Annotated in this window: 22 protein-coding genes; 17 read left to right on the top strand and 5 right to left on the bottom strand. The window is 75.9% G+C overall.

Features of this window, described 5'->3' with window-relative positions:
* Positions 1-16: 16 nt before the first annotated feature.
* Genes gadC (ACZ4MO_RS00730) through ACZ4MO_RS00740 form a run of 3 tightly spaced genes read left to right on the top strand, consistent with a single transcriptional unit; the run spans position 17 to position 6,200 of the window.
* Positions 17-1,660 (top strand): glutamate/gamma-aminobutyrate antiporter GadC, encoded by a 1,644-nt coding sequence (gene gadC / locus ACZ4MO_RS00730; protein ID WP_175008806.1) that lies wholly within the window; start codon positions 17-19, stop codon positions 1,658-1,660.
* Positions 1,657-4,998, top strand: a complete 3,342-nt coding sequence (gene lysX / locus ACZ4MO_RS00735; protein ID WP_175008805.1) for a bifunctional lysylphosphatidylglycerol synthetase/lysine--tRNA ligase LysX — start codon at positions 1,657-1,659, stop codon at positions 4,996-4,998. The genes gadC (ACZ4MO_RS00730) and lysX overlap by 4 nt, the downstream gene beginning before the upstream one ends.
* Before the next feature lie 2 nt (positions 4,999-5,000).
* Positions 5,001-6,200, top strand: coding sequence for an alpha/beta hydrolase-fold protein (locus tag ACZ4MO_RS00740; protein ID WP_175008804.1), 1,200 nt, complete (start codon positions 5,001-5,003; stop codon positions 6,198-6,200).
* 7 nt (positions 6,201-6,207) lie between these two features.
* Here the strand turns inward: ACZ4MO_RS00740 and ACZ4MO_RS00745 are convergent, their stop codons facing one another.
* From ACZ4MO_RS00745 to ACZ4MO_RS00755, 3 genes are all read right to left on the bottom strand, one after another.
* The gene (locus ACZ4MO_RS00745; RefSeq protein WP_175008803.1) at positions 6,208-6,630 is read right to left on the bottom strand and encodes a hypothetical protein; all 423 of its coding nucleotides are present in this window, start codon (positions 6,628-6,630) and stop codon (positions 6,208-6,210) included.
* 50 nt (positions 6,631-6,680) lie between these two features.
* Complete coding sequence (gadC, locus tag ACZ4MO_RS00750) at positions 6,681-8,195, bottom strand: glutamine/gamma-aminobutyrate antiporter GadC (protein ID WP_175008802.1); 1,515 nt, start codon at positions 8,193-8,195, stop codon at positions 6,681-6,683.
* A gap of 88 nt (positions 8,196-8,283) precedes the next feature.
* Positions 8,284-9,558 carry an amidohydrolase family protein gene (locus ACZ4MO_RS00755; RefSeq protein ID WP_175008801.1) on the bottom strand — a complete coding sequence of 425 codons (1,275 nt, stop codon included), beginning with the start codon at positions 9,556-9,558 and terminating at the stop codon, positions 8,284-8,286.
* Between the two features lie 538 nt (positions 9,559-10,096).
* Here ACZ4MO_RS00755 and ACZ4MO_RS00760 point away from each other — a divergent pair.
* The 8 genes from ACZ4MO_RS00760 (at position 10,097) to ACZ4MO_RS00795 (ending at position 16,523) form a co-directional block, all read left to right on the top strand.
* Positions 10,097-10,300 carry a cold-shock protein gene (locus ACZ4MO_RS00760; protein WP_108048261.1) on the top strand — a complete coding sequence of 68 codons (204 nt, stop codon included), beginning with the start codon at positions 10,097-10,099 and terminating at the stop codon, positions 10,298-10,300.
* Positions 10,301-10,484: 184 nt separating this feature from the next.
* The gene (locus tag ACZ4MO_RS00765) at positions 10,485-11,171 is read left to right on the top strand and encodes a Pr6Pr family membrane protein (RefSeq protein ID WP_499278575.1); all 687 of its coding nucleotides are present in this window, start codon (positions 10,485-10,487) and stop codon (positions 11,169-11,171) included.
* A 10-nt stretch (positions 11,172-11,181) separates the two neighbouring features.
* Complete coding sequence (locus ACZ4MO_RS00770) at positions 11,182-11,853, top strand: hypothetical protein (RefSeq protein ID WP_175008800.1); 672 nt, start codon at positions 11,182-11,184, stop codon at positions 11,851-11,853.
* An 89-nt stretch (positions 11,854-11,942) separates the two neighbouring features.
* A complete protein-coding gene (locus tag ACZ4MO_RS00775; RefSeq protein WP_175008799.1) occupies positions 11,943-12,650 on the top strand; it encodes a copper resistance protein CopC in 708 nt (235 codons plus the stop codon).
* A gap of 88 nt (positions 12,651-12,738) precedes the next feature.
* On the top strand, positions 12,739-13,275 hold the full coding sequence (locus ACZ4MO_RS00780) for a hypothetical protein (protein WP_175008798.1): 537 nt from the start codon (positions 12,739-12,741) through the stop codon (positions 13,273-13,275).
* 183 nt (positions 13,276-13,458) lie between these two features.
* Complete coding sequence (locus ACZ4MO_RS00785; protein WP_175008797.1) at positions 13,459-14,193, top strand: DUF1775 domain-containing protein; 735 nt, start codon at positions 13,459-13,461, stop codon at positions 14,191-14,193.
* A 3-nt stretch (positions 14,194-14,196) separates the two neighbouring features.
* Complete coding sequence (locus tag ACZ4MO_RS00790; RefSeq protein ID WP_175008796.1) at positions 14,197-15,909, top strand: copper resistance protein CopC; 1,713 nt, start codon at positions 14,197-14,199, stop codon at positions 15,907-15,909.
* Entirely contained in the window at positions 15,906-16,523 is a 618-nt protein-coding gene (locus ACZ4MO_RS00795; protein ID WP_175008795.1) for a DUF1775 domain-containing protein, read from the top strand. Before ACZ4MO_RS00790 ends, ACZ4MO_RS00795 begins: the two co-directional genes overlap by 4 nt.
* A 27-nt stretch (positions 16,524-16,550) precedes the next feature.
* On the opposite strand, the gene ACZ4MO_RS00800 is transcribed toward ACZ4MO_RS00795, so the two are convergent.
* Both ACZ4MO_RS00800 and ACZ4MO_RS00805 read right to left on the bottom strand, forming a co-directional pair.
* Positions 16,551-18,476 (bottom strand): sigma-70 family RNA polymerase sigma factor, encoded by a 1,926-nt coding sequence (locus ACZ4MO_RS00800; protein ID WP_175008794.1) that lies wholly within the window; start codon positions 18,474-18,476, stop codon positions 16,551-16,553.
* A gap of 353 nt (positions 18,477-18,829) precedes the next feature.
* Positions 18,830-20,026: a GTP-binding protein gene (locus ACZ4MO_RS00805; RefSeq protein WP_175008793.1), complete on the bottom strand. Its 1,197-nt coding sequence runs from the start codon at positions 20,024-20,026 to the stop codon at positions 18,830-18,832.
* Between the two features lie 174 nt (positions 20,027-20,200).
* Here ACZ4MO_RS00805 and rpmB point away from each other — a divergent pair, with 174 nt between their 5' ends.
* From rpmB to aztD, 6 genes are all read left to right on the top strand, one after another.
* Positions 20,201-20,437: a 50S ribosomal protein L28 gene (gene rpmB / locus ACZ4MO_RS00810; RefSeq protein WP_175008792.1), complete on the top strand. Its 237-nt coding sequence runs from the start codon at positions 20,201-20,203 to the stop codon at positions 20,435-20,437.
* Positions 20,437-20,604, top strand: a complete 168-nt coding sequence (rpmG, locus tag ACZ4MO_RS00815; protein WP_021483268.1) for a 50S ribosomal protein L33 — start codon at positions 20,437-20,439, stop codon at positions 20,602-20,604. The genes rpmB and rpmG overlap by 1 nt, the downstream gene beginning before the upstream one ends.
* Positions 20,604-20,909, top strand: a complete 306-nt coding sequence (rpsN, locus tag ACZ4MO_RS00820) for a 30S ribosomal protein S14 (RefSeq protein WP_175008791.1) — start codon at positions 20,604-20,606, stop codon at positions 20,907-20,909. The genes rpmG and rpsN overlap by 1 nt, the downstream gene beginning before the upstream one ends.
* A gap of 59 nt (positions 20,910-20,968) precedes the next feature.
* A complete protein-coding gene (locus ACZ4MO_RS00825) occupies positions 20,969-21,268 on the top strand; it encodes a type B 50S ribosomal protein L31 (protein ID WP_175008790.1) in 300 nt (99 codons plus the stop codon).
* Positions 21,265-21,387 (top strand): type B 50S ribosomal protein L36, encoded by a 123-nt coding sequence (ykgO, locus tag ACZ4MO_RS00830; RefSeq protein WP_021483271.1) that lies wholly within the window; start codon positions 21,265-21,267, stop codon positions 21,385-21,387. Before ACZ4MO_RS00825 ends, ykgO begins: the two co-directional genes overlap by 4 nt.
* A 112-nt stretch (positions 21,388-21,499) precedes the next feature.
* A complete protein-coding gene (gene aztD, locus ACZ4MO_RS00835) occupies positions 21,500-22,894 on the top strand; it encodes a zinc metallochaperone AztD (RefSeq protein WP_175008889.1) in 1,395 nt (464 codons plus the stop codon).
* Positions 22,895-22,999 lie beyond the last annotated feature (105 nt).

The raw sequence follows: 22,999 nt of genomic DNA on the forward strand, positions 1-22,999 counted from the left end.
GCGGGAAGGACGGACCATGGCACAGGGGGCAGCACAGGATCCGCCCGGCGGCTCGGGACCTCACGTCCGGGCCGACGGCACGCACGCGCCGACGGCGGCGCACGTCCGGCCGCACCCGTACGGGTCGCCCGGCTCCCGGCAGCCGCCGGGCCACACGGGGCCCGCCATCGGGGCGCCCGCCGCGGGCGCGACGACGTTCATGTCGGTCGTGCAGCTCGCGATGCTCACCGTGGTGGTGGTCGCGTCGCTGCGCTCGCTGCCGGCGATGGCGTCGTACGGGCTCGGCTCGGTGACGCTCTTCATCGTCCCGGCCATCCTCTTCCTCGTCCCGACGGCGCTCGTCGCGGCCGAGCTCGCGACCGGCTGGAAGGGCGGCGTCTTCACGTGGGTGCGCGAGGCGTTCGGCGAGCGGGCCGGGTTCGTCGCGATCTGGCTCCAGTGGATCCAGAACGTCGTCTGGTACCCGACGCAGATCGCGTTCATCGCGGCGAGCCTGTCGTTCGTCGTGGGCGACCCCGGTCTCACGCAGAACGGCCTCTACACGGCCGTCGTGATCCTCGTCCTGTACTGGGGGTCGACGCTCATCACGCTCGCCGGCGGGAACCTGTTCGCCAAGGTCGGGTCGTGGAGCGGCATCTTCGGCACGATCCTGCCCGCCGTCCTGCTCATCGTGCTCGGCGCGGTCTGGCTCGGCACCGGCGAACGCTCGGAGACGACGCTCGAGGCGTCCGCCGTCATCCCGCCGTGGACCGGGATCGCGTCGATCGTGCTCATCGTCTCGAACGTGCTCGCGTACGCGGGCATGGAGGTCAACGCGGTGCACGCGAACGACCTGCGCAACCCCGGGCGCGGCTTCCCGCGCTCGATCGCCATCGCGACCGTGCTGATCCTCGGTGTCTTCATCCTCCCGACGCTCGCGATCTCCGTGGCCGTCCCGAAGTCCGCGCTCGGCGTGACCGACGGCATCAACCTCGCGTTCAAGGCGTTCTTCGACCACTGGGGCATGAGCTGGGGCACCCCGGTCATCTCGCTCCTCATCGCTCTCGGAGCGTTCGCGTCGGTCGTCACGTGGATCGCCGGGCCGTCGCGCGGCCTGCTCGCCGCGGCCCGGACCGGTCTGCTGCCGCCCGCGCTCCAGCGCCGCAACAAGGCGGGCGTCCAGGTCGGCATCCTCGCGGTGCAGGGCGGGATCGTCACGCTGCTCGCGCTGCTCTTCGTGCTCGTGCCGAACGGCAACACCGCGTTCATCGCGCTGGTGGACATGGCGGCGGCGCTCTACCTCGTGATGTACATGCTCATGTTCGCCGCGGCGATCCGGCTGCGGCGCACCAAGCCGGACGTCGTCCGCACCTACCGCACGCCCGCGATGCGGTTCGTCGCGGGGCTGGGGTTCGTCGCGTGCGCGGCCGCGTTCGTGCTCGCGTTCGTCCGCCCGTCCGGCTTCAGCGGTCTGTCCGAGACCGCCTACCCGATCGTGGTCGCCGGGGTCGTCGTGGTGCTCGGCGGCCCGCCGCTCCTCTTCTACGCGCTGCGGCGGCCCGCGTGGGACCGTCGTACCGCGGCGGAGCGGCAGACCGCCGACGACGTCCTCGTCAACCCGCCGGCGCAGCCCGCGCCGGCGCCCGCCCGCACCCTGCACGACCCCGAGGAGACCACGTGACGGGTACCACCACCGTCGGGCGCGAGACGCCCACCCCGGACGGCGGACGGCGCACCCCAGCGCCGCCCGCCGTCGCGTCGCCCTGGGCCGAGACGGTCGCGCGCTGGGGCGGCCGCATCCTCCAGGTCTACGCGGTGTGGCTCCTCGTGGCGCTGATCCTGCGCCCCGTCGCGCACCACGCCGAGCGCCCGGTCGCCGAGGTCCTGTCGGTCACGAACGTCCCGTCGTACCCGTCGCTGTTCTCCGCGGTCGTGGTCGGGCTCGTCGCGAGCGGCTTCCTGCGCCGGCAGCGGGCGGCGCTGTGGTTCGTCGTCCTGGTGTGGCAGCTCCCGTCCGCTCTCGTCATGCTGCTCGCGGTCGTGCTCGACCGGGTCGACCCCGCGGCGGGCGTGCTCGACGGCGTGCACTGGACGGCGTACGCGGGCGGCGTCTTCGGCCTCGTCCTCGTCGTGGTGCTCGTCGCCGCGCGCCGCGCGTTCCCCGCGCGCATCGCCCGGGGGGCGTGGTGGTCGGCGGGCCTCGTCCTCGTGCTCGGGCTGGCGGTCGCCACCGGGGTCGTGTGGGCGCTGCTCCAGGTCGTGCCGTCGAGCCTCGCCGACCAGTCGGCGCGGCTCGGGTGGGCGCTGAGCGTCTCGGTCGGGCTGTCCCCCCACGAGGAGCCGTTCGCGATCGACGGCGTCGCGCCGGGCTGGCTCGCGCTCGTCGGCGGCCTGCTCGCGGGCGCCGCGCTGCTGCTCGCGGTGCTCGTGTTCCTGCGGACCGGCCCGCGCGACGCCGCGCGCTCCCCGGACGAGGAGCTCGCGGTGCGCCGTCTGCTCCTGGAGCACCCGAGCGACGACTCGCTGGAGTACTTCGCGACGCGCGACGACCGCGACGCCATCTTCTCCGGCGACGGCCGCGCCGCCGTGTCGTACCGCGTGGTGAGCGGGGCGCTGCTCGCGGCGGGCGACCCGCTCGGGGACCCGGCGTCGTGGCCCGACGCGATCGAGCGCACGCTCGCGTACGCGCGGCGCCACGGGTGGGCGCCGGGCGTGCTCTCCGCGAGCGAGAAGGGCGCGCGCGCCTACCGCGACGCCGGGCTCGCGGTCCTCACGATGGGGGACGAGGCGATCGTCGAGACGCGTTCCTTCGACCTCGCGTCCCCGTCGATGCGGTCCGTGCGCCACGCCGTCGCGCGGCCGCAGCGCGAGGGGTACACCGTGCGGCTGCGGCGCCAGCGCGAGATCCCGGCCGACGAGCTCGCGGCGCTGGCGCAGGCCGCCGACGCCTGGCGGCACGGCGAGGACGAGCGCGGCTTCTCGATGGCCCTCGAGCGACTCGGGAGCCCGCGCGACCCGCGCGTGCTCGTCGTCACCGCGCACGACCGCGACGGTGAGCCCCGCGGCCTGCTCACGTTCGTCCCGTGGGGGCGCAAGGGCGTCTCGCTCGACTACATGCGCCGGTCCCCGGACGCGGTCCCGGGCGTCACGGAGCTCATGATCTCGACGCTCGCGAGCGAGGGCGCGGGCATGGCGATCGACCGGGTCTCGCTCAACTTCGCGATGTTCCGGGGCCTGATCGAGCAGGGCGAGTCGGTCGCGGCGAGCCCTTTCCAGCGCTTCGTGCGCCGCCTCGTCCTCGTGGCGTCGCGCTGGTGGCAGCTCGACCAGCTGTACCGCTCGAACCAGAAGTACGAGCCCCGCTGGCGCGCGCGCTACCTCTGCTACGCCGCCCCCGCCCAGCTCACGTCCGTGTCGCTCGCGGCGGGGCAGGCCGAGGGCTTCGTGCCGCAGTGGCCCGGCGCGCGCGGCGGGACCGGGAACCAGCAGGTCGCGACGGCCGACGCCGTCCTGGGCTCGGCCGTGCGCGAGCAGGAGGACGAGCTCCTCGCGCTCGACGTCCCGACCCGCCGGCTCACCGACCAGGAGCGCGCCCGCCGGGCGAAGCTCGACGTGCTGGCGGCGGCGGGCATGCCCGCGTACCCCGTGGCCGTGCCGCGCACGCACCGGCTCGCCGACGTCGACGAGCTGCTGCTCGGGCACGACGTGTCCGTCTCGGGGCGCGTCGTGCGGCTCCGCGACCTCGGGGGCGTGGTGTTCGCCGTCCTGCGCGAGGAGAACCGCGAGCGCCAGGTGATGCTCACGGCCGACGGCGCCGCCGACCTCGCGCTCTGGCGGCGCGTCGTGGACCTCGCGGACCAGGTGAGCGTCACGGGGACCGTCGCGCGCAGCCGGACGGGGGAGCTGTCCGTGCACGCGGTGTCGTGGGTCATGGCGTCGAAGTCGCTCAAGGCGCCGCCGGACAAGTTCCGCGGGCTCGCCGACCCGGAGACGCGCATGCGCCTGCGCCACGTCGACCTCGCGCTCGACACGCGGTCGTCCGTGACGCTCCGCGGTCGCTCCGCCGCCGTGCACGCGCTGCGCTCGTCGCTCGTCGAGCGCGGGTTCATCGAGGTCGAGACGCCGATCCTGCAGCGCGTGCACGGGGGCGCCAACGCGCGCCCGTTCCGCACGCACATCAACGCCTACGACATGGACCTGTACCTGCGCATCGCCCCCGAGCTGTTCCTCAAGCAGCTCGCGATCGGCGGGATCGAGCGCGTCTTCGAGCTGGGCCGCAACTTCCGCAACGAGGGCGCCGACGCGACGCACAACCCGGAGTTCACGTCGCTCGAGGCGTACCAGGCGTTCGGCGACTACACGACGATGCGCCACCTCACGCGCGAGCTCGTCGTCGCGGCGGCGGTCGCGGTGCACGGCGACGCCGTGTCGCGCCGGCCCGACGGCACCGAGGTCCGGCTCGACGGCGAGTGGCCGGTGGTCACCGTGCACGACGCGGTCTCGCGCACCGTCGGAGCCGAGGTCACCCCGGACACCCCCGACGCGGAGCTGCACGCCCTGTGCGCGCGGCTCGGTATCGAGGTGGGCGAGGACGAGACGCACGGCGCGGTGGTCAACGAGATGTACGACCGTCTCGTCGAGGGCCAGACCGTCGAGCCGACGTTCTACACCGACTTCCCGGTCGAGACGTCGCCCCTCACGCGCGTGCACCGTCACGACCCGCGCCTCGCGGAGCGGTGGGACCTCGTCGCGTTCGGTGCCGAGCTCGGCACGGCGTACTCGGAGCTCATCGACCCGATCGACCAGCGCGAGCGGTTCACGCAGCAGTCCCTCCTCGCGGCGGCGGGCGACCCGGAGGCCATGGAGATCGACGAGGACTTCCTCTCGGCGCTCGAGTTCGCCATGCCGCCGACCGGCGGTCTCGGGCTCGGCGTCGACCGCATCTACATGACGATCATCGGGGCGTCGATCCGCGAGACGCTCGCCTTCCCGTTCGTGAAGCCCCAGCGCCGGTCCTGACCGTGGCGGCCGGCCTCCCCGTCCCCGACACCGACCCGGCCCTGCCCGCGGCCGTCCTGCGCGAGCTGCAGCCCGCCGAGACGTACCTCATGAGCTACCCGCTCGCCGTCGTGCTCGCGGTGCTCGGGGCGGGAACGGTGGCGTGGGCCGTGGTCCGCGCGCGGCGCAGGGCCCGGGCGCTCCGCGAGCGGCAGGCCCGGGGCGAGGAGGCGCGGCGGCGGCGGCGCTCGCGCGTCGCGACGGCGGCTCTCGCGACGCTCGGTGCGCTGTCGTTCGTGCTGGGGCTGGCGGTCGGTGCCAACGCCTACTCCGGATACGTCCCGACGTGGGGGGCCGCCCGGGTGCAGCTCGTCGCGCTGGGTCTGGCCGACCTGTCGGCCGACGCGCCGGGCGGCGCGTACCGGGGCCAGGTGCGGACGCTCCCGATCCCGGGGACGGCGGCGGAGCAGATCGCGGACGAGGACGCCTGGGTGTACCTCCCGCCGGGGTTCGACCCCGACGGCTCGACCCGGTACCCGGTCGTGTACCTCATCCACGGGTCGCCCGACGACCCGAGCAGCTGGTTCGCCGCCGGACGGGTGCCGCGCACGATGGACGTGCTCGTCCGGCGCGGGCTCGTCGACCCGATGATCGTCGTCGCGCCCACGGTCAACGGCACGGGGCCGGGCGGGCTGGACACCGAGTGCCTCGACTCGACGACGGGCGGCGAGCAGGTCGAGACGTACCTGACGACGACCGTCGTGGACACCGTCGACGCGACGTACCCGACGCTCGCGGACCGCGAGCACCGCGTGATCGGCGGCATGTCGTCGGGCGGGTTCTGCGCGCTCAACGTGGGTCTGCGGAACCTCGACCGGTACGGGACGATCCTCGCGATCGAGCCCTACGGGAACCCTGGACCCGGTCCCGAGCGGACGATGCTCTCGACGCAGGCGGAGATCGACGCGAACACCCCGACGACCTACCTGCCCACCATGACGTTCACGCACCCGATGCCGGTCTTCCTCGACTCGGGCGCGGACGCGCCGCAGGAGGCGCTCACGACGGTGCGCCGGATGGCGCAGGACCTCGAGGACCAGGGCCAGACCGTCGAGCTCCGCGAGGAGCCCGGCCAGGCGCACACGTGGGCCATGGCCGCGACCGCGCTCCCGTACGGGCTGGTGTTCGCGCAGCGGCAGATGGCGGGCCCGGGCGGCGGCTGACGCCGCGTCACTCGTCGGTGAGGAACTGCCCGCCGATGCCCGCCTGGGTCTCGAGCAGATCGCCGGTGTCGCCGAGGACGACCCAGTTCGGCCCGGCGAGGGCGGCCTCCCCCTCCTCGGTGGGCTGGCGCGGCAGGAACGTCAGGAACTCGTCCTCGGCGATCCCGTCGGCGAAGACGGCGAGGAGCGTCGTGTCGTCGCACGCGCCCAGCTCGACGTCGTCGGTGTCCGTGCTCTCGGTCGTGAACGACAGGCACGTGAGGCCCGCGGTCGTGGCGGCGCGGTGGAGCGCGTCGAGCGAGTCGTACTCGACGTCCTTGTCGCCCGGGCCGGGGCCGGAGCAGGCGGCGAGCGCCCCGACGAGGACGACGAGACCGACGACCGGGCCGGTCGCGGCGCTGCGAGGGCGGGGAGCGGGTCGGGTAGGCATGTTCCGATGGTCCGCCGCCGCGCGGGTTCGCGCCACGGGAACCGCACCCGTCATCCCGGCGGGCCCGGACCGCTCTGGCGAGGGGCGGCGTCCGCGGACTGCCAGGTGAAGGGCGCGAAGGACGACGAGCCGTCCCGCCAGGCGGGGGTGCGGGCGCGGTAGAGGAGCAGCGGGAGGGCCACGAAGAGGGCGGCGAGCGCGACGAGCAGCACGACGTACGTCGTCGGGCTGCCGACCGCGACCTGGCCGGGCGGGGCGAGGCTCGTGACGAGCGCGAGCAGCGACGCGACGAACCCGAGCCCGCCGACCGCCCAGACCCCGACGCGGCCTCCCGGCACCCGGTAGGGGCGCGGCCGGTCGGGCTGCGTGCGGCGCAGCACGACGACCGCGGCGAACATCAGGAGGTACGCCACGAGGTAGAGGATCACCGTGAGCTGGCTGAGCAGCTGGTACGCGGACTGCACGGAGGGCATGACGACGAACAGGACGGACAGCACGGTCACGACCAGCGCCTGGACGAGGAGGATGTTCGTCGCCATGCCGCGGTCGTTGGTCCGGTGGAACCACCGCGGGAGGAAGCCCGCCCGCGCGACGGCGTGCAGGCCGGTGGCAGGTCCAGCGACCCACGTCGTCACACCGGCGAGGACGCCGACCGCGAGCATCGCCGCGACGACCGGCCCGGCCCAGCCGATGCCCGCCCAGGCGAGCAGGTGGTCGAACGCCTGGAGCAGGCTCGTCGTGAGGCTGATGTCCTGCTGCGGCACGACGACCGCGATCGTCAGCGTGCCGAGCGTCAGCACGACGACGGCCACGAGCGCGGCGACGAGGATCGCGAGCGGGTAGGTGCGCTCCGGCCGCCGGATCGAGCGCACGTGGACCGCGTTGACCTCGATGCCCGCGTAGAACAGGAAGATCCCGGCGGCGAGCACGATGTTGTCGAGGCGCGTGAGGTCGGGCACGAACGCGCCCCACGAGAGCGTGGTCCGGGACGGCTCGCCGCTGAGGAGGTAGGCGGCGCCGAGCCCCACGAGCAGCGCGGCGGGGACGAGCGTCCCGACGATCCCGCCCCAGCGCGCGGTCCGGGCGAACGCGGACGCGCCGCGCAGGGCGATGAGCGTCGCGGCCCAGAACACGACGAGCACGACCGCGAGGACGAAGAGCCGGTCGTCGGCGACGCGTTGGTCGAACCGCGCGTCGGGCCCGGTGTAGGCGAGCGTGACGGCGGCGAACGTGAGGACGGTCGGGAACCAGATGCAGCCCTCGACGAAGACCATCGCGATCGCGAGGAACCCCCACCGGCTCCCGAACGCCTCGCCGACCCAGCGGAACATGCCGCCCTCCTCGGGCCACGTGGACGCGAGCTCGGCCGCGACGACGGCGACGGGAGCGAGGAAGCACACGGCCGCGAGGAGGTAGTAGAACGCGGAGGAGAGCCCGTACTCCGCCTCCGCGGGCAGGCCGCGCAGGCTGACGACCGCGGCGACGTTGAGCATGACGAGCGACGTCGCGGTGATGGTCCCCGCGCCGGGGCGGGCCGGGTGCTGCGGGGTGGTGGTCCGAGCCATGACGTCCCCCTCGGCGGGCGCGACGGCCCTCGGGGGAACGCTAGCGACGCCGCGCGTGGCGGGCGAGCGGGATGGGTCGACGTCGGCGTCAGGCCCTGAAGCGCTCGCCGCGCTCGACGACGCGGCCCGCGCCGCGCCCGTCGGCCGCCGTCGCGTCCCAGGTGTAGACCTCGGTGCCGGTGATGAGCACGTGCTCCGCGCGCGACGTCACGTCGAGCGGGTCGCCCGACCACACGACGACGTCCCCGTCGAGGCCCGGCGCGAGCGCTCCGACGCGGTCGTCGAGACCGAGGAAGGCCGCGGGGTTCACCGTGAGGGCGCGCAGGGCGGTGTCCCGGTCGAGGCCCTCCTTGACCGCGAGCGACGCCTGGTGCACGAGGAAGTTGATCGGCACGACGGGGTGGTCGGTCGTGATCGCGACGCGCACGCCCGCGCGGGCGAGCGCCCCGAGGTTCGCGATGTCGCGGTTGCGCAGCTCGATCTTCGAGCGCGAGGTGAACAGCGGCCCGAAGATCACCGGCACGTCGCGCTCGGCGAGCACGTCCGCGACGGCCGCGCCGTCGGTCCCGTGGTTCACCACGAGCCGGTAGCCGAACTCGTCCGCGAGGCGCAGCGCGGTCGCGATGTCGTCGGCGCGGTGCGTGTGCTGGTCCCAGTACAGCTCGCCCGCGAGGACGCGCGCGAGGGTCTCCTTCGCGAGGTCGCGGTCGAAGGGCTCGCCCTTCGCCTCGGCCGCGTCACGCCGGGCCGCGTAGTTCTGCGCGTCGACGAACGCGGCGCGGATGACCTTCGCGACGCCGAGGCGCGTCGAGGGCGTCTTCTTCTGGTCCCCGTAGACGCGCTTGGGGTTCTCGCCGAGCGCCGACTTCACGGAGACCGCCTCGCGGATCACCTGCTCGTCGACGGTGCGGCCGCCCCACGTCTTGATCGCGACGGTCTGCCCGCCGATGGGGTTGCCGGAGCCCGGCTTCACGACGGCGCTCGTCACGCCCCCGACCAGCGCGTCGCGGAAGCCCTCGTCCTCGACGTTGATCGCGTCGATCGCGCGCAGCGCCGCGCCGTTCGGGTCGGTCATCTCGTTCGTGTCGTTGCCGGCCCAGCCCTCGGCCTCCTCCATCACGCCCATGTGGGCGTGCGCCTCGACGAAGCCGGGCAGCACCCAGCGGCCGCGCGCGTCGAGGGTCGGGACGCCGTCGGGCACGACGACGTCCGCGCCGACCGCGGTGATGACCCCGTCCTCGACGAGGACGGTCCCGTTCTCGATCGGGTCGGACGCGACGGGCACGACGTAGCCGTTCACGACGGCGACGCTGCGACGCGCGGTGCGGGGGGCGGTCCGGGCAGGGCTGGATGAGGTCGTCATGCCCCCATCATCGCCCGGGGCGACCACTCGTCCGCGCCGTCGTGTAGCCTGAGGGCTGCGTCAGGTCGCGGGCAGGGTCCCGCGACGATCTTCGGTCCTCGGCATCGAAGCACGACCGCGGCGCCCGGCAGCAGACGCTGCCGACGACGATCTCCGCCCCACGAGCGCGGAGCGAGAGCAGAGACACATCACTTCTTCCACCATCCTCGACCGCCCGGCGACCGCACCTGCGGACGCGGGCACGCCCGGACCAGACCTCGTGCTGCGCCGCGCCGACGACGACCTGTGGGTCGCGACGGCCGACGGCGAGTACGCCGGGATGGTCACCCGACGCCCGGACGGCTTCCACGTCCACGACCGCTTCACGCGGCCCGTGACCGTCGTCGCCGCCCTGGAGCACGCGAGGCGCCACCTGGTCGCCCCGCCCGGTCGCCCGGCGGGCTCCCGCCGCGACCGCCCCCACAACCGTCGGCGCCCTGCGGGGCGCGGCACCCGGACCCGCGCACGCGGGCCGGTCGTCTCAACGAGAGAAGACATCATGGCTACAGGCACCGTGAAGTGGTTCAACGCGGAGAAGGGCTTCGGCTTCATCGCCCCGTCCGACGGCACCGCGGACGTGTTCGCCCACTACAGCGAGATCCAGTCGAGCGGCTACCGCTCGCTCGAGGAGAACCAGAGCGTCTCCTACGACGTCACGCAGGGCCCCAAGGGCCCGCAGGCGACGAACATCCAGGCGCTCTGATCGCCCACCCGCCCGGCGCCCCGCGCCGGCGCGGGTGACGATCTCCACCGGAGGGCCGTGCCTCGTGCACGGCCCTTCGGCGTGCCCGGACCTCGACGCGCGCGACGACGCCCGACGGCGGTCGTGCCCCGGTCCCGGGGACTAGGCTCTCGACCGGAGCCACACCGCGCGCGAAGGAGCCCGCATGCACGTCGTCGTCGGACTGTTCCGGCTGTTCCTCGTCGTCCTCGCCCTCGTCGGGACGCGCGCGATCTGGCGCGACGGGGACGTCGAGGGCCTCGTCTACTTCACGAACCAGACGGGCTTCCTCGTCGCGGTCGTCTTCGCCTGGGCGGGCGGCGCGTCCCTCCTGCGCCGCCGGCAGCCGCCGGGGTGGCTGAAGGGCGGCGTGACGCTGTTCACCGCGATCACCGGCCTCGTGTCGTGGCTCGTGCTCGCGCCCGAGGACCCGGGCGCCCCCGCCGTCTTCCTCGGGCTCACCGACGGCCAGATCGAGCACGAGGTGCTCCCGCTCGCCGTGGTCGCCGACTTCCTCCTGCTCGACGCGCACCGACGCCTGCGCGGCCTCGACGCCGCGCGCTGGCTCCTGTACCCGCTCGCCTACTTCGCGTTCACGACGATCCGCGGGTTCGTCAGCCCCGGCAGCGAGTACCCGTACGGGTTCGTCGACCTCGACGCGCTCGGGTGGACGGGGCTGCTCGTCAACGTCGTGCTCTACGGGGCGGGCTTCCTCGTGCTCGGGCTCGTGATCGTCGGGCTCGACCGGCTCCTGCCCACCGGCCCCGCGATCGGCCGGTACCCGGAGCGCCGGACCGCCCCGGCCGCCGCGTCGCAGCGGTCCCGGGCCGAGGGCGCGGACACCTCGCGCTAGGGTGGCCGTCGTGCCCTCCCCGGTCGTCGGTCCGCTGCGCGTCGCCCGCGCCGCGCTCGTGGCGACCCTCGTGCTCGCGCTGACGGCGCTCGCGCACCGCGTCGCCGGGGGCGCGCTCCCGGACCCGCTGGTCCTCGCGGCGCTCGCCGCGTTCACGCTCGCCGGCACGACGGCGGCCGCGCGCCTGCGCTTCACGCCCGCCCGGCTCGTCGTGCTCCTCGGGGGCGCGCAGCTCGCCCTCCACCAGGCGCTCACCGTCCTGACCCCCGGGTCGTGCCACGCCGTCGGCGGGGGAGCGGGGCACGGTGCGCACCTCGCGGCGTCCGCAGGCGCGGTCGTGTGCGCGGTGCCGTCGGCCGACGGCGCGGCGTCCCCGCTGCACCCGGAGCACCTCGCGGCGTCGGGCGCGTGGATGGTCGCCGCCCACGCGGCCGCGACGGTCGTGCTCGCCCTCGTGCTGGCGCACGGCGAGCGGGCGCTCGAGCGGTTCCTCACGTGGGTGACCCCGCGCGGTGCGCTCCCGCTCCCGGCCCGCCCGGCGGTCCTCGGCCGCCGCGGCGTGGCGCCGGTGCGCTCGGCGCGCGTCGTCGGCCTGTGGCGGTCGCTCCGGTCCCCGACGCGCGGGCCGCCGCGGTCGCACGGCCTGTCGGGAGCACTGCTGCGCCCCCTCGCCGCGTCCTGACGCGGCACCCGACGAGGCCGACCCGGCGACGGCCGGGTCCCGGGGCACCACCGTGCGGCCACCGGCCGCGCCTCGGACGGAAGAACCTCATGAACCTCTCCCTGCGCCGACCGCTGTCGGCCCTGCCCACCCTCCTCGCCCTCCTCGCCGCCGCGGTCCTGACGCTCGGCCTCACCGCGACGGTCACGACGCTCACGGCCGGCCCGGCGTCCGCGCACGACCGGCTCCTCACCTCCGACCCGGCCGACGGCGCGCAGCTCGAGGCCCCGCCCGCGGCGATCACGCTGACGTTCAACACCGAGCCGCTCCCCGTCGAGCCGCAGGTCGTCGTCTCCGACTCGGCCGGCACGGTCGTCACGCAGGGCGCGCCCACGATCGAGGGCAGCACCGCGACCCTCGCGCTCGACCCGGCCGTCGCGCTCGGCGGCGACACGTACACCGTCGCGTGGCGCGTCGTCTCGTCCGACGGGCACCCGATCGAGGGCACGTTCGCGTTCGCCGTCGCGGCCCAGCCCGAGGCGCCCGCGACGGAGGACCCGGCGACGGACGCCGCGACGCCCGCGGAGACGGCGACCGAGAAGCCGACGACCGACACCACGACCGAGCCGTCCGCGACCACGACCACCGACGCCGCCGAGACCGCGGACGACGGCACGTCGTCGCTCCTGCCGGTGCTCGTGGGGCTCGGCGCGCTCGTCGTGGCCGCGGTGGTCGTCGTCGTGGTCGTGCTGCGCCGTCGGGGCCCCGGCCCGGACGCCGGCACCGACGACGGCGCCCCGCACGACCCGCAGGGCTGACCGTGCCGGCGCACGCCGCCCTCTCCCGCGTGGAGAGGGCGGCGCCGGCCCCTGCCGCCGGAGCCCCTTCTCCCGCTAGGGTGCGTCCGTGACGTCGCCCGGAGCAGGGGTGCTCCGCGGCGTGCGGGTGCTGCTGCTCGCCGCCGCGGTCGTCGGGCTGTCCGTCGTCGCGCACGGCCTCGCCGGAGGTACGGACCCCGGGGCGGTCCCGCTCGGGGTCCTCGCGGTCCTCACCGCCGTCGCCGTGCGACCCCTCACCCGGCGCGAGGTCGGGCTGCCGCGGCTGCTCGGCCTGCTCGGCGCGGGCCAGCTCGTGCTGCACGTCGTCTTCGACCGCTGCGCCGCGCTGTCCCCGGCCGACGCCGCCGCGCACGCGCACTCCTCCTCGCCGCTCGCGATGCTCGGCGCGCACGCCGTCGCGACGCTCGCCGTCGCGCTCGTGCTGCGGTACGGCGACGCCGTGCTGTGGCGCCTGTGGACGTGGCTCGTGGGACGCCGGGTCCCCGGCCGCCCGCGCCGCCTCGTCGTCCCCGCGGCACCTCCCGCCGTCGGCGCGCTGCCGACGGTGCGCGACCTGCTCGCGCGCGGCGCCGCGCCCGGGCGAGGGCCGCCCCTCCCGGCCTGACCGCTCCCGGACGCCTCCGCGGACGACGTCGCCCGACGACGTCCACGGCGTCCCGCTCCCGCGCGCCCGCGCGACCGCCCACACGCCGTTGGCCGGCTCCGCCGACCCGTGGCGTGGCGCGCCGTCGTGCCCGCCGGAGCGCCGCAGTCCTTCTCCCCGCAGCTCTCCCCGAAAGGCACCACCATGCGAAAGACCCTGCGCGCCGTCGGCGCCGCCGCACTGACCACCGGGCTCGTCGTGACCGGCGCGGCCGCCGCGTCCGCCCACGTGACCGTCACGCCCGACACGACCGAGGCGGGCTCCTACGCCCTCCTGACGTTCGGCGTCCCGCACGGGTGCGGCGACTCCCCGACGACGAAGGTCTCCGTCCAGGTCCCCGAGCAGGTCGTCACCGTGACCCCCACGGTGAACCCCGGCTGGGACGTCGAGAAGGTCAAGGAAGACCTCGCCGAGCCCGTGGACGACGGGCACGGCGGCCAGTACACCGAGCGCGTCGCGGAGGTCGTGTACACCGCGAAGGCGCCGCTTCCCGACGGCTACCGCGACGCGTTCGTGCTGTCGCTCAAGCTCCCCGACGCGGCGGGCGAGACGCTCGTCTTCCCGACCGTGCAGGAGTGCGCGGAAGGCGAGAGCGCCTGGGTGCAGGTCCCGGCCGACGGCGAGGACGGCGAGGAGCTCGACCTGCCCGCCCCGCTGTTCGAGCTGACCGCCGCGACCGGCGGCGACGCGCACGGCACGCAGGACGCCGCGGCCGACGCGACCGCCGAGCCGGCCGCCGCGGGCGGCGAGGCGACGGAGGCCGCCGCGAGCACGTCGAGCGGCCCGGCCCCCGCCGTCACGTGGACGGCGCTCGTCCTCGCGGCGGCCGGCCTCGTGCTCGGGCTGCTCGGGTTCGTGCGCTCGCGCCCGCGGGCCTGACCCGTGGGCCGCCCCCTGGCGCTGCGCCGGGCGGTGGCCGTCGTCGTCGGTGCCGCGGCCGCGGTCCTGCTCGCGATCCTCGCGAGCGGCCCGGCCGCGGCCCACGCCGTCCTCGTGGGCACCGACCCGCAGGACGGCACCGTCCTCGACGCGCCGCCCGACGCGCTGACCATCACCTTCAACGAGCCCGTCCAGGTCGTCCCCGGCGGCACGACGGTCCTCGCGGCCGACGGCACGCCCGTCGACGTGGACGTCGCCGCGGTGGACGACGCGCTCGTCGTCACGCCCGGCTCGACCCTCGACGACGGCACCTACGTCGTGAGCTGGCGCGTCGTGTCGCTCGACACGCACCCCGTGGCGGGTGCGTTCACGTTCTCCGTCGGCGCGCCGAGCGCGACCGCGGTCGAGGCACGCGTGGCCGAGCCGACGGCGGCGCTCGTCGCCGTCCGGGCGCTCGACCAGGCCGCCGTCTACGCCGGGACGTTCCTCGTCGCAGGGCTCGTCACGTTCGAGCTCCTCGTGCTGCACGTCTCGCCCGGCGCGGCCCCCGTGCTGCGGCGGCGGCTCCAGCGTGTCCGGCGCGGGGCGCTCGGCGTCGCGGTCGTCGGGACCGTGCTCGCGGTCCCGCTCACGCCCGCCTGGCAGGCGGGCGGCGGGCTGGGCGCCCTCGTCGACCCGGCGACGTGGACCGCGGGCCTCGCCTCCGACACCACCGTGGCGGGCGCCCTCGGGCTCGCGGGGCTCGTCGTCGCGACGCTGCTCGCGCCCCGGGCCGCGCGCGAGACCCGGGCCGCGTGGCCCGCGGGCACGGTGCTCGGCGCCGCCGCGCTCGCGCTGGGGTCGCTCGTGCTCGTGGGGCACACGCGGACCTTCGGCCCGCCGTGGCTCGTCGTCACGGCGGACGCGCTGCACGTCGCGGCCGGGGCGGTGTGGCTCGGCGGCGTCGTCGGGCTCGCGCTCGTGCTCGCGCCGTCCGCACACGTGGACGCCCGTCGGGCCGGGGTGACCGTGGCGCGGTTCTCCGCGCTCGGCGCGTGGGTCGTCCTCGCGCTCGCGGTCACCGGGACCGTCCTCGGGTGGCGCATCCTCGGGTCGCTCGACGCGCTCGTCTCGACGACGTACGGCCGGACGCTGCTCGTCAAGGTCGGCGTCGCGCTCGTGCTCGTCGGCATCGCGGCGTGGAACCGGTACCTGCTCGTCCCGGAGGTCGCCGGGCCGGGAGGTGCCGGTGCGGCGGGCGGCACGACCGCCACGACCGCGCGCCGCCGCCTCGGCCGGACCGTCGCCGTGGAGGCGGCGCTGCTCGTGCTCGTGCTCGCCGCGACAGGCGTGCTGGTCTCGCGCAGCCCGGTCGTCCCGACGACGCCGTCCGCGCAGGACGCCGCGACCTCCGGCGTCGAGGTGGTCGAGGAGCTCGGGGACGGGACGCTCCGTGCGCGCGTCATGCCGGGGCGCGTGGGCGTCAACGCGCTCGAGGTCGAGCTGCTCGACGCCGCCGGGGCGCCGTTCGAGCCCGTCGCGGTGCCGGAGCTGGCGACGACGCTCGCCGACCCGGCGCTCGGCCCGTTCTCGCGGCCGCTCACACGCACCGGCCCGGGCGCGTACGAGGCGACGCTCGACCTGCCGATGCCCGGCTCCTGGACGCTCGAGGTCAGCGTGCGGACGTCCAAGTACGAGAACCCGATCGTCCGCATCCCCGTGGAGGTGACCTCATGACCCCCGACCGCCGTCCGCCCGGGCCGCGCCGCGGAGCGCGCGCCCTCCTCGCCCTGGCCGCGGCCGGGACGCTCGCGCTGCTCACGGCTGCGCCCGTCGCCGCGCACGTGCTCATCGAGACGGTCGAACCGCGCGGCGACGGCTCGGCGCGGCTCACGTTCACGTTCGACCACGGGTGCGACGGCGAGCCCACCGACGGCCTGCGCGTCACCCTGCCCGCCGGGGTCGAGGCGCTCGGCGCGGGCCAGCCGTCCGGCTGGACCTCCGAGGTGACGGACGACGCCGTCGCCTGGGCCGGCGAGCCCGTGCCCGACGGCGAGCGCGCGGCCTTCACGCTCGACGTCCGCGTGACGGGGGAGCCCGGTCAGGCGTTCGTCTTCCCGACGGTGCAGGAGTGCCCGTCCGGGGCCTCGTACGCGTGGACGGACACCGACCCGGCGGGAGCCCGCCCGGCACCCACGTTCGTCGCGACGGCGGCGTCGCTCGCCCCCGCGCCCGTCGCGGCGGGCGCGTCCCCGACACCGACCGGCCCGCTCGTCGGGGCGGTCGTGCTCGGGGCGGGCGTCGTCGGCGTCGCGGGCGGAGCGTGGTCCCGCCGTCGCGTGCGGGGTTGACGTCCGCAGCCGTCGCGGGTCCCCCTCTCAGGGGCCCGCGACGGTGAAGCCGACGCTCACGGTCGGCCCGAACCCTGCGGCGTCCGACGCCGGCTCGACGAACCGGAGCCCGAACGTGTGCGGGCCGGGGGCGAGGCCGCGCACCTGGCGCACCGCGGGCTCGTCGCCGAGCTCGTGGAGGTTGCCGGTCGGGCGCCCGTCGACGAACGCCTCGACGACGAGGCCCGCGGTGCCCGCGAAGGTCACGAGGACGGAGAAGCGCGGGTCCGCCCAGGGTGCGGTCTCGCGCGCGCCGACGACGGTCTCGCCAGGACCCGGCGACAGCACGCGCGGGAGGTCGAACACGTAGGGGCCGAGCGGCGCGGCGGCCGCGGAGGCGACGCCGTCGACGTCCTGGACGACGTCGAGCACGTGCTCCCCGGAGGCGTCGAGCCCGGTCGGGACGAGCGCCCAGCGGCCGTCGGTCGCCACGGTCGTCGTGCCGACGACCGCCCCCGCCGCGTCGAGCGCCCGCACGCGTGCCCCGGGCTCTCCGGTGCCGCGCAGGGCGGGGTAGACGGTGAGCGTCCCGGCCGGGGGCGCCTCGTCGACGACGGGCGCCGGGGGTGCCGGTTCTTCGGGCGCGGGCTCTTCGGGAGCGGGCTCCTCCGGCCCGGGCCGCTCGGGCTCCGGCGGGGTCGGGGCGGCCGGCTCGACCGGCGGCGGGGCAGCCTCGGGCGCGGTCTCGCCGGTGCCGGGCGCGCCCTGCCCGTCCGGACGCGAGGCGGGAGGGACGTCGAGGCCCGCGTCCGGCGGCTCGGGGCGGTCGCCCGCCCCGGTGGGGACGTCCGGCTCGGTCGCGACCGGCGCGTCGTCGGCGGGGCTCTCTGCGGGTCGGCCCTCCTGCGGGACGGGGAGCGGCGCGGCAGGACCGGGAGCGGACGCCTGCTGCCCGGCCGCGGCGGCGGGCGGCTCGGCGGCGGACCACGGCCGCGCCACGGCCAGCACGCCGACGACGGCCGCCACGACCACCGCCGCGAGCGCGCCGACCAGGACGCCGGGCGCCGCGACCCCCGCGGCGGCGGCCCCGGCGCCTGACGCTGCCCCGGTGGCCCCGCCCCCGGCCGTGCCGGCCGTCGGGCCGGTCGTCGCGCCGGGAGCCGGGCCCGTCGTCGTGCCGGGCGCGGCGGTCGTCGCCGCGAGCGCGGACGTCGCGGCGTCGACCGCGGCCGGGACACCGAGGACGAGCGGCAGGAGGACGATCCGCAGGCGCGAGGCGACGTCGTCGAGCTCCTCCGCGAGGATCGAGCACGACAGGCACCCGGTGAGGTGCTCCTCGACCCGGTCCCGCGCGGCGCGCGACAGCGTCCCGCGCGCGTGGTCGCCCAGGCGCTCGACCGTCCAGCGGCACTCCGGTGCCACCGAGTCGGTGCTCACGTGGGCCTGGAGCCACTCGCGGCGCAGGCCCTCGCGGGCGCGGTAGGAGAGCGCGGCGGTCGCTCCCGCCGACAGCCCGAGCAGCGGCGCCGCCTCGCGCGGCTCCATCCCCTCGACCTCGGTGTACCAGAGCACGGCCTGCCACCGCTCCGGGAGGCGGCGGAACGCGCGGACGGTCACCGAGCGCTCGAGGACCTCGGTCGACAGGTCGCGCGGGTCGACGACCTCCGGCACGTCCTCGACGGGCAGCGGGTCCGGCGTCCGGGCCCAGCTCGCCGCGACGTGGCGCAGCGTCGTGTAGAGGTAGGGCCGGAACGGACCGGTCGGCCCGTAGCCGGACTGCAGCGCGCCGAGCACGCGCAGGTACGCCTCCTGGACGAGGTCGTCCGGGTCGTACGTCGCCGTGAGGCGGCGGGCCGCCGAGCGCCCGGCGGCCGCGTGCCGCTCCCAGAGCACGGCGAACGCCTCCGCGCGGCCCGCGCGCACCGCGTCGGCGAGCTGCTCGTCGCCGAGCTCCGTCAGGTCCTGCGTGTGCACGCCGCTCCCGTCCCGGCCGCCTCCGTCCGGCAGCCCTCAGGGAGGAAGACGCTCCCGGGCCGCGATCATGACGCGGGTCGGGGTGTGACGTGCGCGCGCGGTCGAGCCGCTCGCGACGTACTGTGATCCACATCACTGGCAACGCGCGTCACGAACGGGCGCCCCGGTGCTCTTGCACTGGTGGGGGACGTCGCCACGACGGGTCACGTGGCGACACACCTGGACCGGTGGCGGTCCGCGACGAGAGCTTCGCTGGGGGGAGCTCTCGCGGCGGATCGCCACCGGTTCTCCCGTCTTCAAGAGCTTCCGTCCTTCCGGCCCGCCCTCGCGTCCCGGCGGCAGCGGCCCCGACCTCAGGCGGCGTCCGTGCGCGCGCCGAGCCAGGGCGCGAGGACGTCGGTGCGCCCGAGCCAGCGCAGCCCGCCGTCGGCCAGCTCGTCCGGCGTCGCGAGCACGTCGCGGAACGCGTCGAGGACCCGTTCGCGCACGCCGTCGCCGGGATCGCCGTCCGGCGGCGTCGCGCCGACCACCACCACGCGCGTGTGCGGCTCGACGGGCCGCCCCTCGGCCGTGGTCGCGTCGTCCCACGTGCCGAGCGTGCCGATGCAGAGCTGGCCGCCCGCGCCGTCCCACGCGCACAGCGAGTCGGGGCGGTTCGCGACGTGGAACACCCCGCGCGACCGGACCCGCCCCGTACCCAGGTCCTCGATGCGGCGCAGCAGCCGCTCGGGGTCGAAGGGGCGCGCCGAGCGCAGCTCGACCGTCCAGCTCCGGTCGCCCGTGCGGCGGGCGTGCCGGGGGAGCGGGCCCCGCACGCCGAGCGGGTGCGCCCGGCGCTCGCCGGCTCCGGCGTCGTGCGTGCGCCCAGCGAGGTCGGCGGCGGCGAGCGCGTGGAGGCCGTCGATGCGACGCGTCCCGACGCCACGCAGCCGGTCGACGAGCCCCGACCCGGTGGTGGCGGCGACGGGGTCCCCGGTCGTCACGACGAGGTCGGCGTGCTCGAGCTGCGCGGCGAGCACCTCGCCGACGGCCCGCTGGTCGTCCTCGGTGAGCCCCACGCCGCGCTCGGCGACGAGGTCGTCGTCGAGCAGGTCGTGCTCGAGCGTGTCCACGTCGGCGACGGCGAGCACAGTCGCGAGGCGCAGCCGCTCGAGCTCGGCGCCGGGGGTGGCCTGCGCGGCGAGCGCGCGGACCACGGGCAGCGACTCGGCGGCCACGGGCAGGGCGAGCACCACGTGGTCCCAGCGCCCGTCCTCGGCGAGCCGGCGCAGGGTCGGGACGGCGTCCTCCCGGACCGCGCACGACAGGCACGCGTGCTCGAGCGGCACGACCTCGTCCTCGACGACGCCGGTCGCGTCGACGACGACCCGGCGCAGCGCGCCCTCGGCGGCCCGGATGTCGTGGCGGAGCGCGACGACGCGCGGCGCCCCGACGACGAGCCCGAACACCGCGCTGTCGCGCAGCACGGGGTCGATCGTCGCGAGGACGCTCAGCGCGACGCGGGTGTCGTCGGGCGACGGTTCCGGCGAGGGGCGTGACGAGAGGGGCATGAAGCGCTCCGATCCGTGGTCTGGGGCGTCCCGGGCGGTTCGTTCGGCCGACCCGGGAACAACCTGCTCCTGAGAACTGTTCTCGACAGCGGGTCAGCATAGCGTCTTGACGGGAATGATTCTCACTATCTAATGTCGTCCCCGTCGCCCCGACCGACCCCGAGAGGAACCGCCATGTCCGCCGTCTGCCAGGTGCTCGGCACCGCTCCCGGGTTCGGCCACGCGATCTCGCACTCCCACGTGCGGACCAAGCGTCGCTTCGACCCGAACGTCCAGAAGAAGCGCTACTGGGTGCCGTCGCTGGGTCGCCACGTGACCCTGCGCGTCAGCGCCCGGGGCATCAAGACCATCGACCGCCAGGGGATCGACGCCGTCGTGGCGCGGATCCTCGCCCGAGGGGAGAAGCTCTGATGGCTACCCGCACCGACCTCCGTCCCGTGATCAAGCTCCGGTCCACGGCGGGCACCGGGTTCACCTACGTGACCCGCAAGAACCGCCGCAACGACCCCGACCGCATGGTCCTGCGCAAGTTCGACCCCGTCGTCCGCCGCCACGTCGACTTCCGCGAGGAGCGCTGATGGCGAAGCGGTCGAAGATCGCGCGCAACGACCAGCGGGCGGCCGTCGTCGCCCGCTACGCCGAGCGCCGCGCCGAGCTGAAGCGCGTCGTCGCGTCGCCGTCGTCCTCGCCCGAGGAGACGGCGGCCGCGGTGCGCGAGCTCCAGCGCCAGCCCCGCGACGCGAGCACCACGCGCGTGCGGAACCGCGACGTCGTCGACGGCCGCCCGCGCGGCTACCTGAGGAAGTTCGGGCTCTCCCGCGTCCGCCTGCGCGAGCAGGCGCACCGCGGCGAGCTGCCCGGAGTCACGAAGTCGAGCTGGTGACGGCGGCCGCCCAGCGCGGCGGCCCCCCACCCGTCACCGGCCCAGCGAGGAGAACCACCATGAAGAAGGACATCCACCCCGTCTACGGGCCCGTCGTCTACCGCGACAAGTCCGCCGACCTCTCGTTCCTGACCCGCTCGACCCTCGCAGGCGACCACCCGCAAGGCCCGGGCGTCCCGCGCGAGACCGTGACGTGGACGGACGGGAACACCTACCCCGTCGTCGACGTCGAGATCTCGAGCGCGAGCCACCCGTTCTACACGGGCACGCAGCGCGTCGTGGACACCGCCGGGCGCGTGGAGAAGTTCCGCCAGCGCTACGGCGCCCGCGGCGGCGCGCAGGGCGGGAGCGCGCGATGAAGGTCCGCGCCTCGCTCCGCTCGCTCAAGGACAAGCCCGGGGCGAAGGTCGTGCGCCGGCACGGCAAGACCTTCGTCCTCAACAAGGCCAACCCGCGCTGGAAGGCCCGTCAGGGCTGACCTGCGCACCACCACCACCGGAGAGGAGCGGCCGCCCGGGTGTCCGGGCGGCCGACCACGCATGCACCACACCGCACCCGACCCGACCGACGCCGCTGCCGATCCCGCCCGGGTGACGGCCCCTCCCGGCGCCCGTGCCCGACGCCGCCCGCTCGCCCTCGCGCTCGGCCTCGCCCTCCCGCTCACGCTCGTCGCGGCGTGCGCGCAGGGCGCGGGCGCCGAGGGCGAGCGGGGCGACGCGGCCGAGCCCGCGCCGTCGGCCACGTCCGACGTGAGCGAGGCCGCGGCGCTCACCCCCCGCCTCGCGATCACCTACGACGGCGGTGTCCAGGTCCTCGACGCGACGACGCTCGAGGTCGTCGACGACCTCGAGCTCGACGGCTTCAACCGCCTCAACCCCGCGGGCGACGGGCGGCACCTGCTCGTCTCGACGTCCGGCGGGTTCCAGGTGCTCGACGCCGGGACGTGGGCCGAGCCGCACGGCGACCACGCGCACTACTACACGGCGGACCCGGTCCTCACGGACGTGACGTACGCGGCCGAGAAGCCGGGGCACGTCGTCGTGCACGACGGCCGCACCGCGCTGTTCGACGACGGCACGGGCGAGATCACCGTGCTCGACTCGGCCACGGTGGCCGACCCGCACGGCATCGACGACGCGCGCACCCTGACGACCCCGGCGGCGCACCACGGCGTCGCGGTCGAGCTGTCCGACGGCGCGCTCGTCGTCTCCGAGGGCACCGAGGACGCGCGCACCGGCGTCCGCCTCCTCGACGCCGCGGGCGCCGAGGTCGCGGCGAACGACCAGTGCCCCGGCGTGCACGGCGAGGCCGTCGCCGCGGACGAGGCCGTCGTCATCGGCTGCGAGGACGGCGTGCTCGTCGTCGCGGGAGGCGCGATCACCAAGGTCGCGGCCCCGGACGCCTACGGGCGCATCGGCAACCAGGCAGGCAGCGAGGCGTCGCCCGTCGTGCTCGGCGACTACAAGTCCGACCCCGACGCGGAGCTCGAGCGGCCCACGCGCGTCTCCCTCGTGGACACGCGCGACGCGAGCCTGCGCCTCGTCGACCTGCCCGCGAGCTACACGTTCCGCTCGCTCGGGCGGGGCGACGCGGGCGAGGCGCTCGTGCTCGGCACCGACGGCGCGCTGCACGTCATCGACCCGGAGTCGGGCACGGTCGTGCGGTCCGTCCCCGTCGTCGACGCGTGGGAGGAGCCCGAGGAGTGGCAGGAGCCGCGGCCGGCCCTGTTCGTCCAGGACGGCATCGCCTACGTCACGGACCCGGCCGGTCGCGCGATCCACGCGGTCGACTACGTGGGCGGCGAGGTGTGGAAGAGCGCGGAGCTCGACGTCGTCCCGAACGAGCTCAACGGCGTCACCGGGAAGCCGGCCGCCGCGGGGGGCCACGAGGCCGACGAGCACGCCCACGAGGACGGCGACCACGGTCACGACGAGCCCGCGCACGACGAGCACGAGGGTCACGACCACGAGCACGAGGAGGGCTGAGCGAGGACACGCGACGACGAGAGCCGCGAGAAGTCGCGCGAAACTCCGCGTGTTCCCTAGTGTTGTCCCCGGTGCACGGCCCCGCGGCTGGCACACTGAGACCGT

This window comes from Sphaerisporangium cinnabarinum (assembly GCF_055567015.1).

Bases quoted from the DNA above. Each gene is read 5' to 3' on its own strand.
- gadC (WP_175008806.1), top strand. From the start codon at position 17: ATGGCACAGGGGGCAGCACAGGATCCGCCCGGCGGCTCGGGACCTCAC.
- ACZ4MO_RS00775 (WP_175008799.1), top strand. From the start codon at position 11,943: ATGAACCTCTCCCTGCGCCGACCGCTGTCGGCCCTGCCCACCCTCCTC.
- ACZ4MO_RS00825 (WP_175008790.1), top strand. From the start codon at position 20,969: ATGAAGAAGGACATCCACCCCGTCTACGGGCCCGTCGTCTACCGCGAC.
- rpmG (WP_021483268.1), top strand. From the start codon at position 20,437: ATGGCTACCCGCACCGACCTCCGTCCCGTGATCAAGCTCCGGTCCACG.
- ACZ4MO_RS00760 (WP_108048261.1), top strand. From the start codon at position 10,097: ATGGCTACAGGCACCGTGAAGTGGTTCAACGCGGAGAAGGGCTTCGGC.
- rpmB (WP_175008792.1), top strand. From the start codon at position 20,201: ATGTCCGCCGTCTGCCAGGTGCTCGGCACCGCTCCCGGGTTCGGCCAC.
- ACZ4MO_RS00755 (WP_175008801.1), bottom strand. From the start codon at position 9,558: ATGACGACCTCATCCAGCCCTGCCCGGACCGCCCCCCGCACCGCGCGT.
- ACZ4MO_RS00805 (WP_175008793.1), bottom strand. From the start codon at position 20,026: ATGCCCCTCTCGTCACGCCCCTCGCCGGAACCGTCGCCCGACGACACC.
- ACZ4MO_RS00745 (WP_175008803.1), bottom strand. From the start codon at position 6,630: ATGCCTACCCGACCCGCTCCCCGCCCTCGCAGCGCCGCGACCGGCCCG.
- ACZ4MO_RS00795 (WP_175008795.1), top strand. From the start codon at position 15,906: ATGACCCCCGACCGCCGTCCGCCCGGGCCGCGCCGCGGAGCGCGCGCC.
- ACZ4MO_RS00765 (WP_499278575.1), top strand. From the start codon at position 10,485: ATGCACGTCGTCGTCGGACTGTTCCGGCTGTTCCTCGTCGTCCTCGCC.
- ACZ4MO_RS00785 (WP_175008797.1), top strand. From the start codon at position 13,459: ATGCGAAAGACCCTGCGCGCCGTCGGCGCCGCCGCACTGACCACCGGG.
- rpsN (WP_175008791.1), top strand. From the start codon at position 20,604: ATGGCGAAGCGGTCGAAGATCGCGCGCAACGACCAGCGGGCGGCCGTC.
- gadC (WP_175008802.1), bottom strand. From the start codon at position 8,195: ATGGCTCGGACCACCACCCCGCAGCACCCGGCCCGCCCCGGCGCGGGG.
- ykgO (WP_021483271.1), top strand. From the start codon at position 21,265: ATGAAGGTCCGCGCCTCGCTCCGCTCGCTCAAGGACAAGCCCGGGGCG.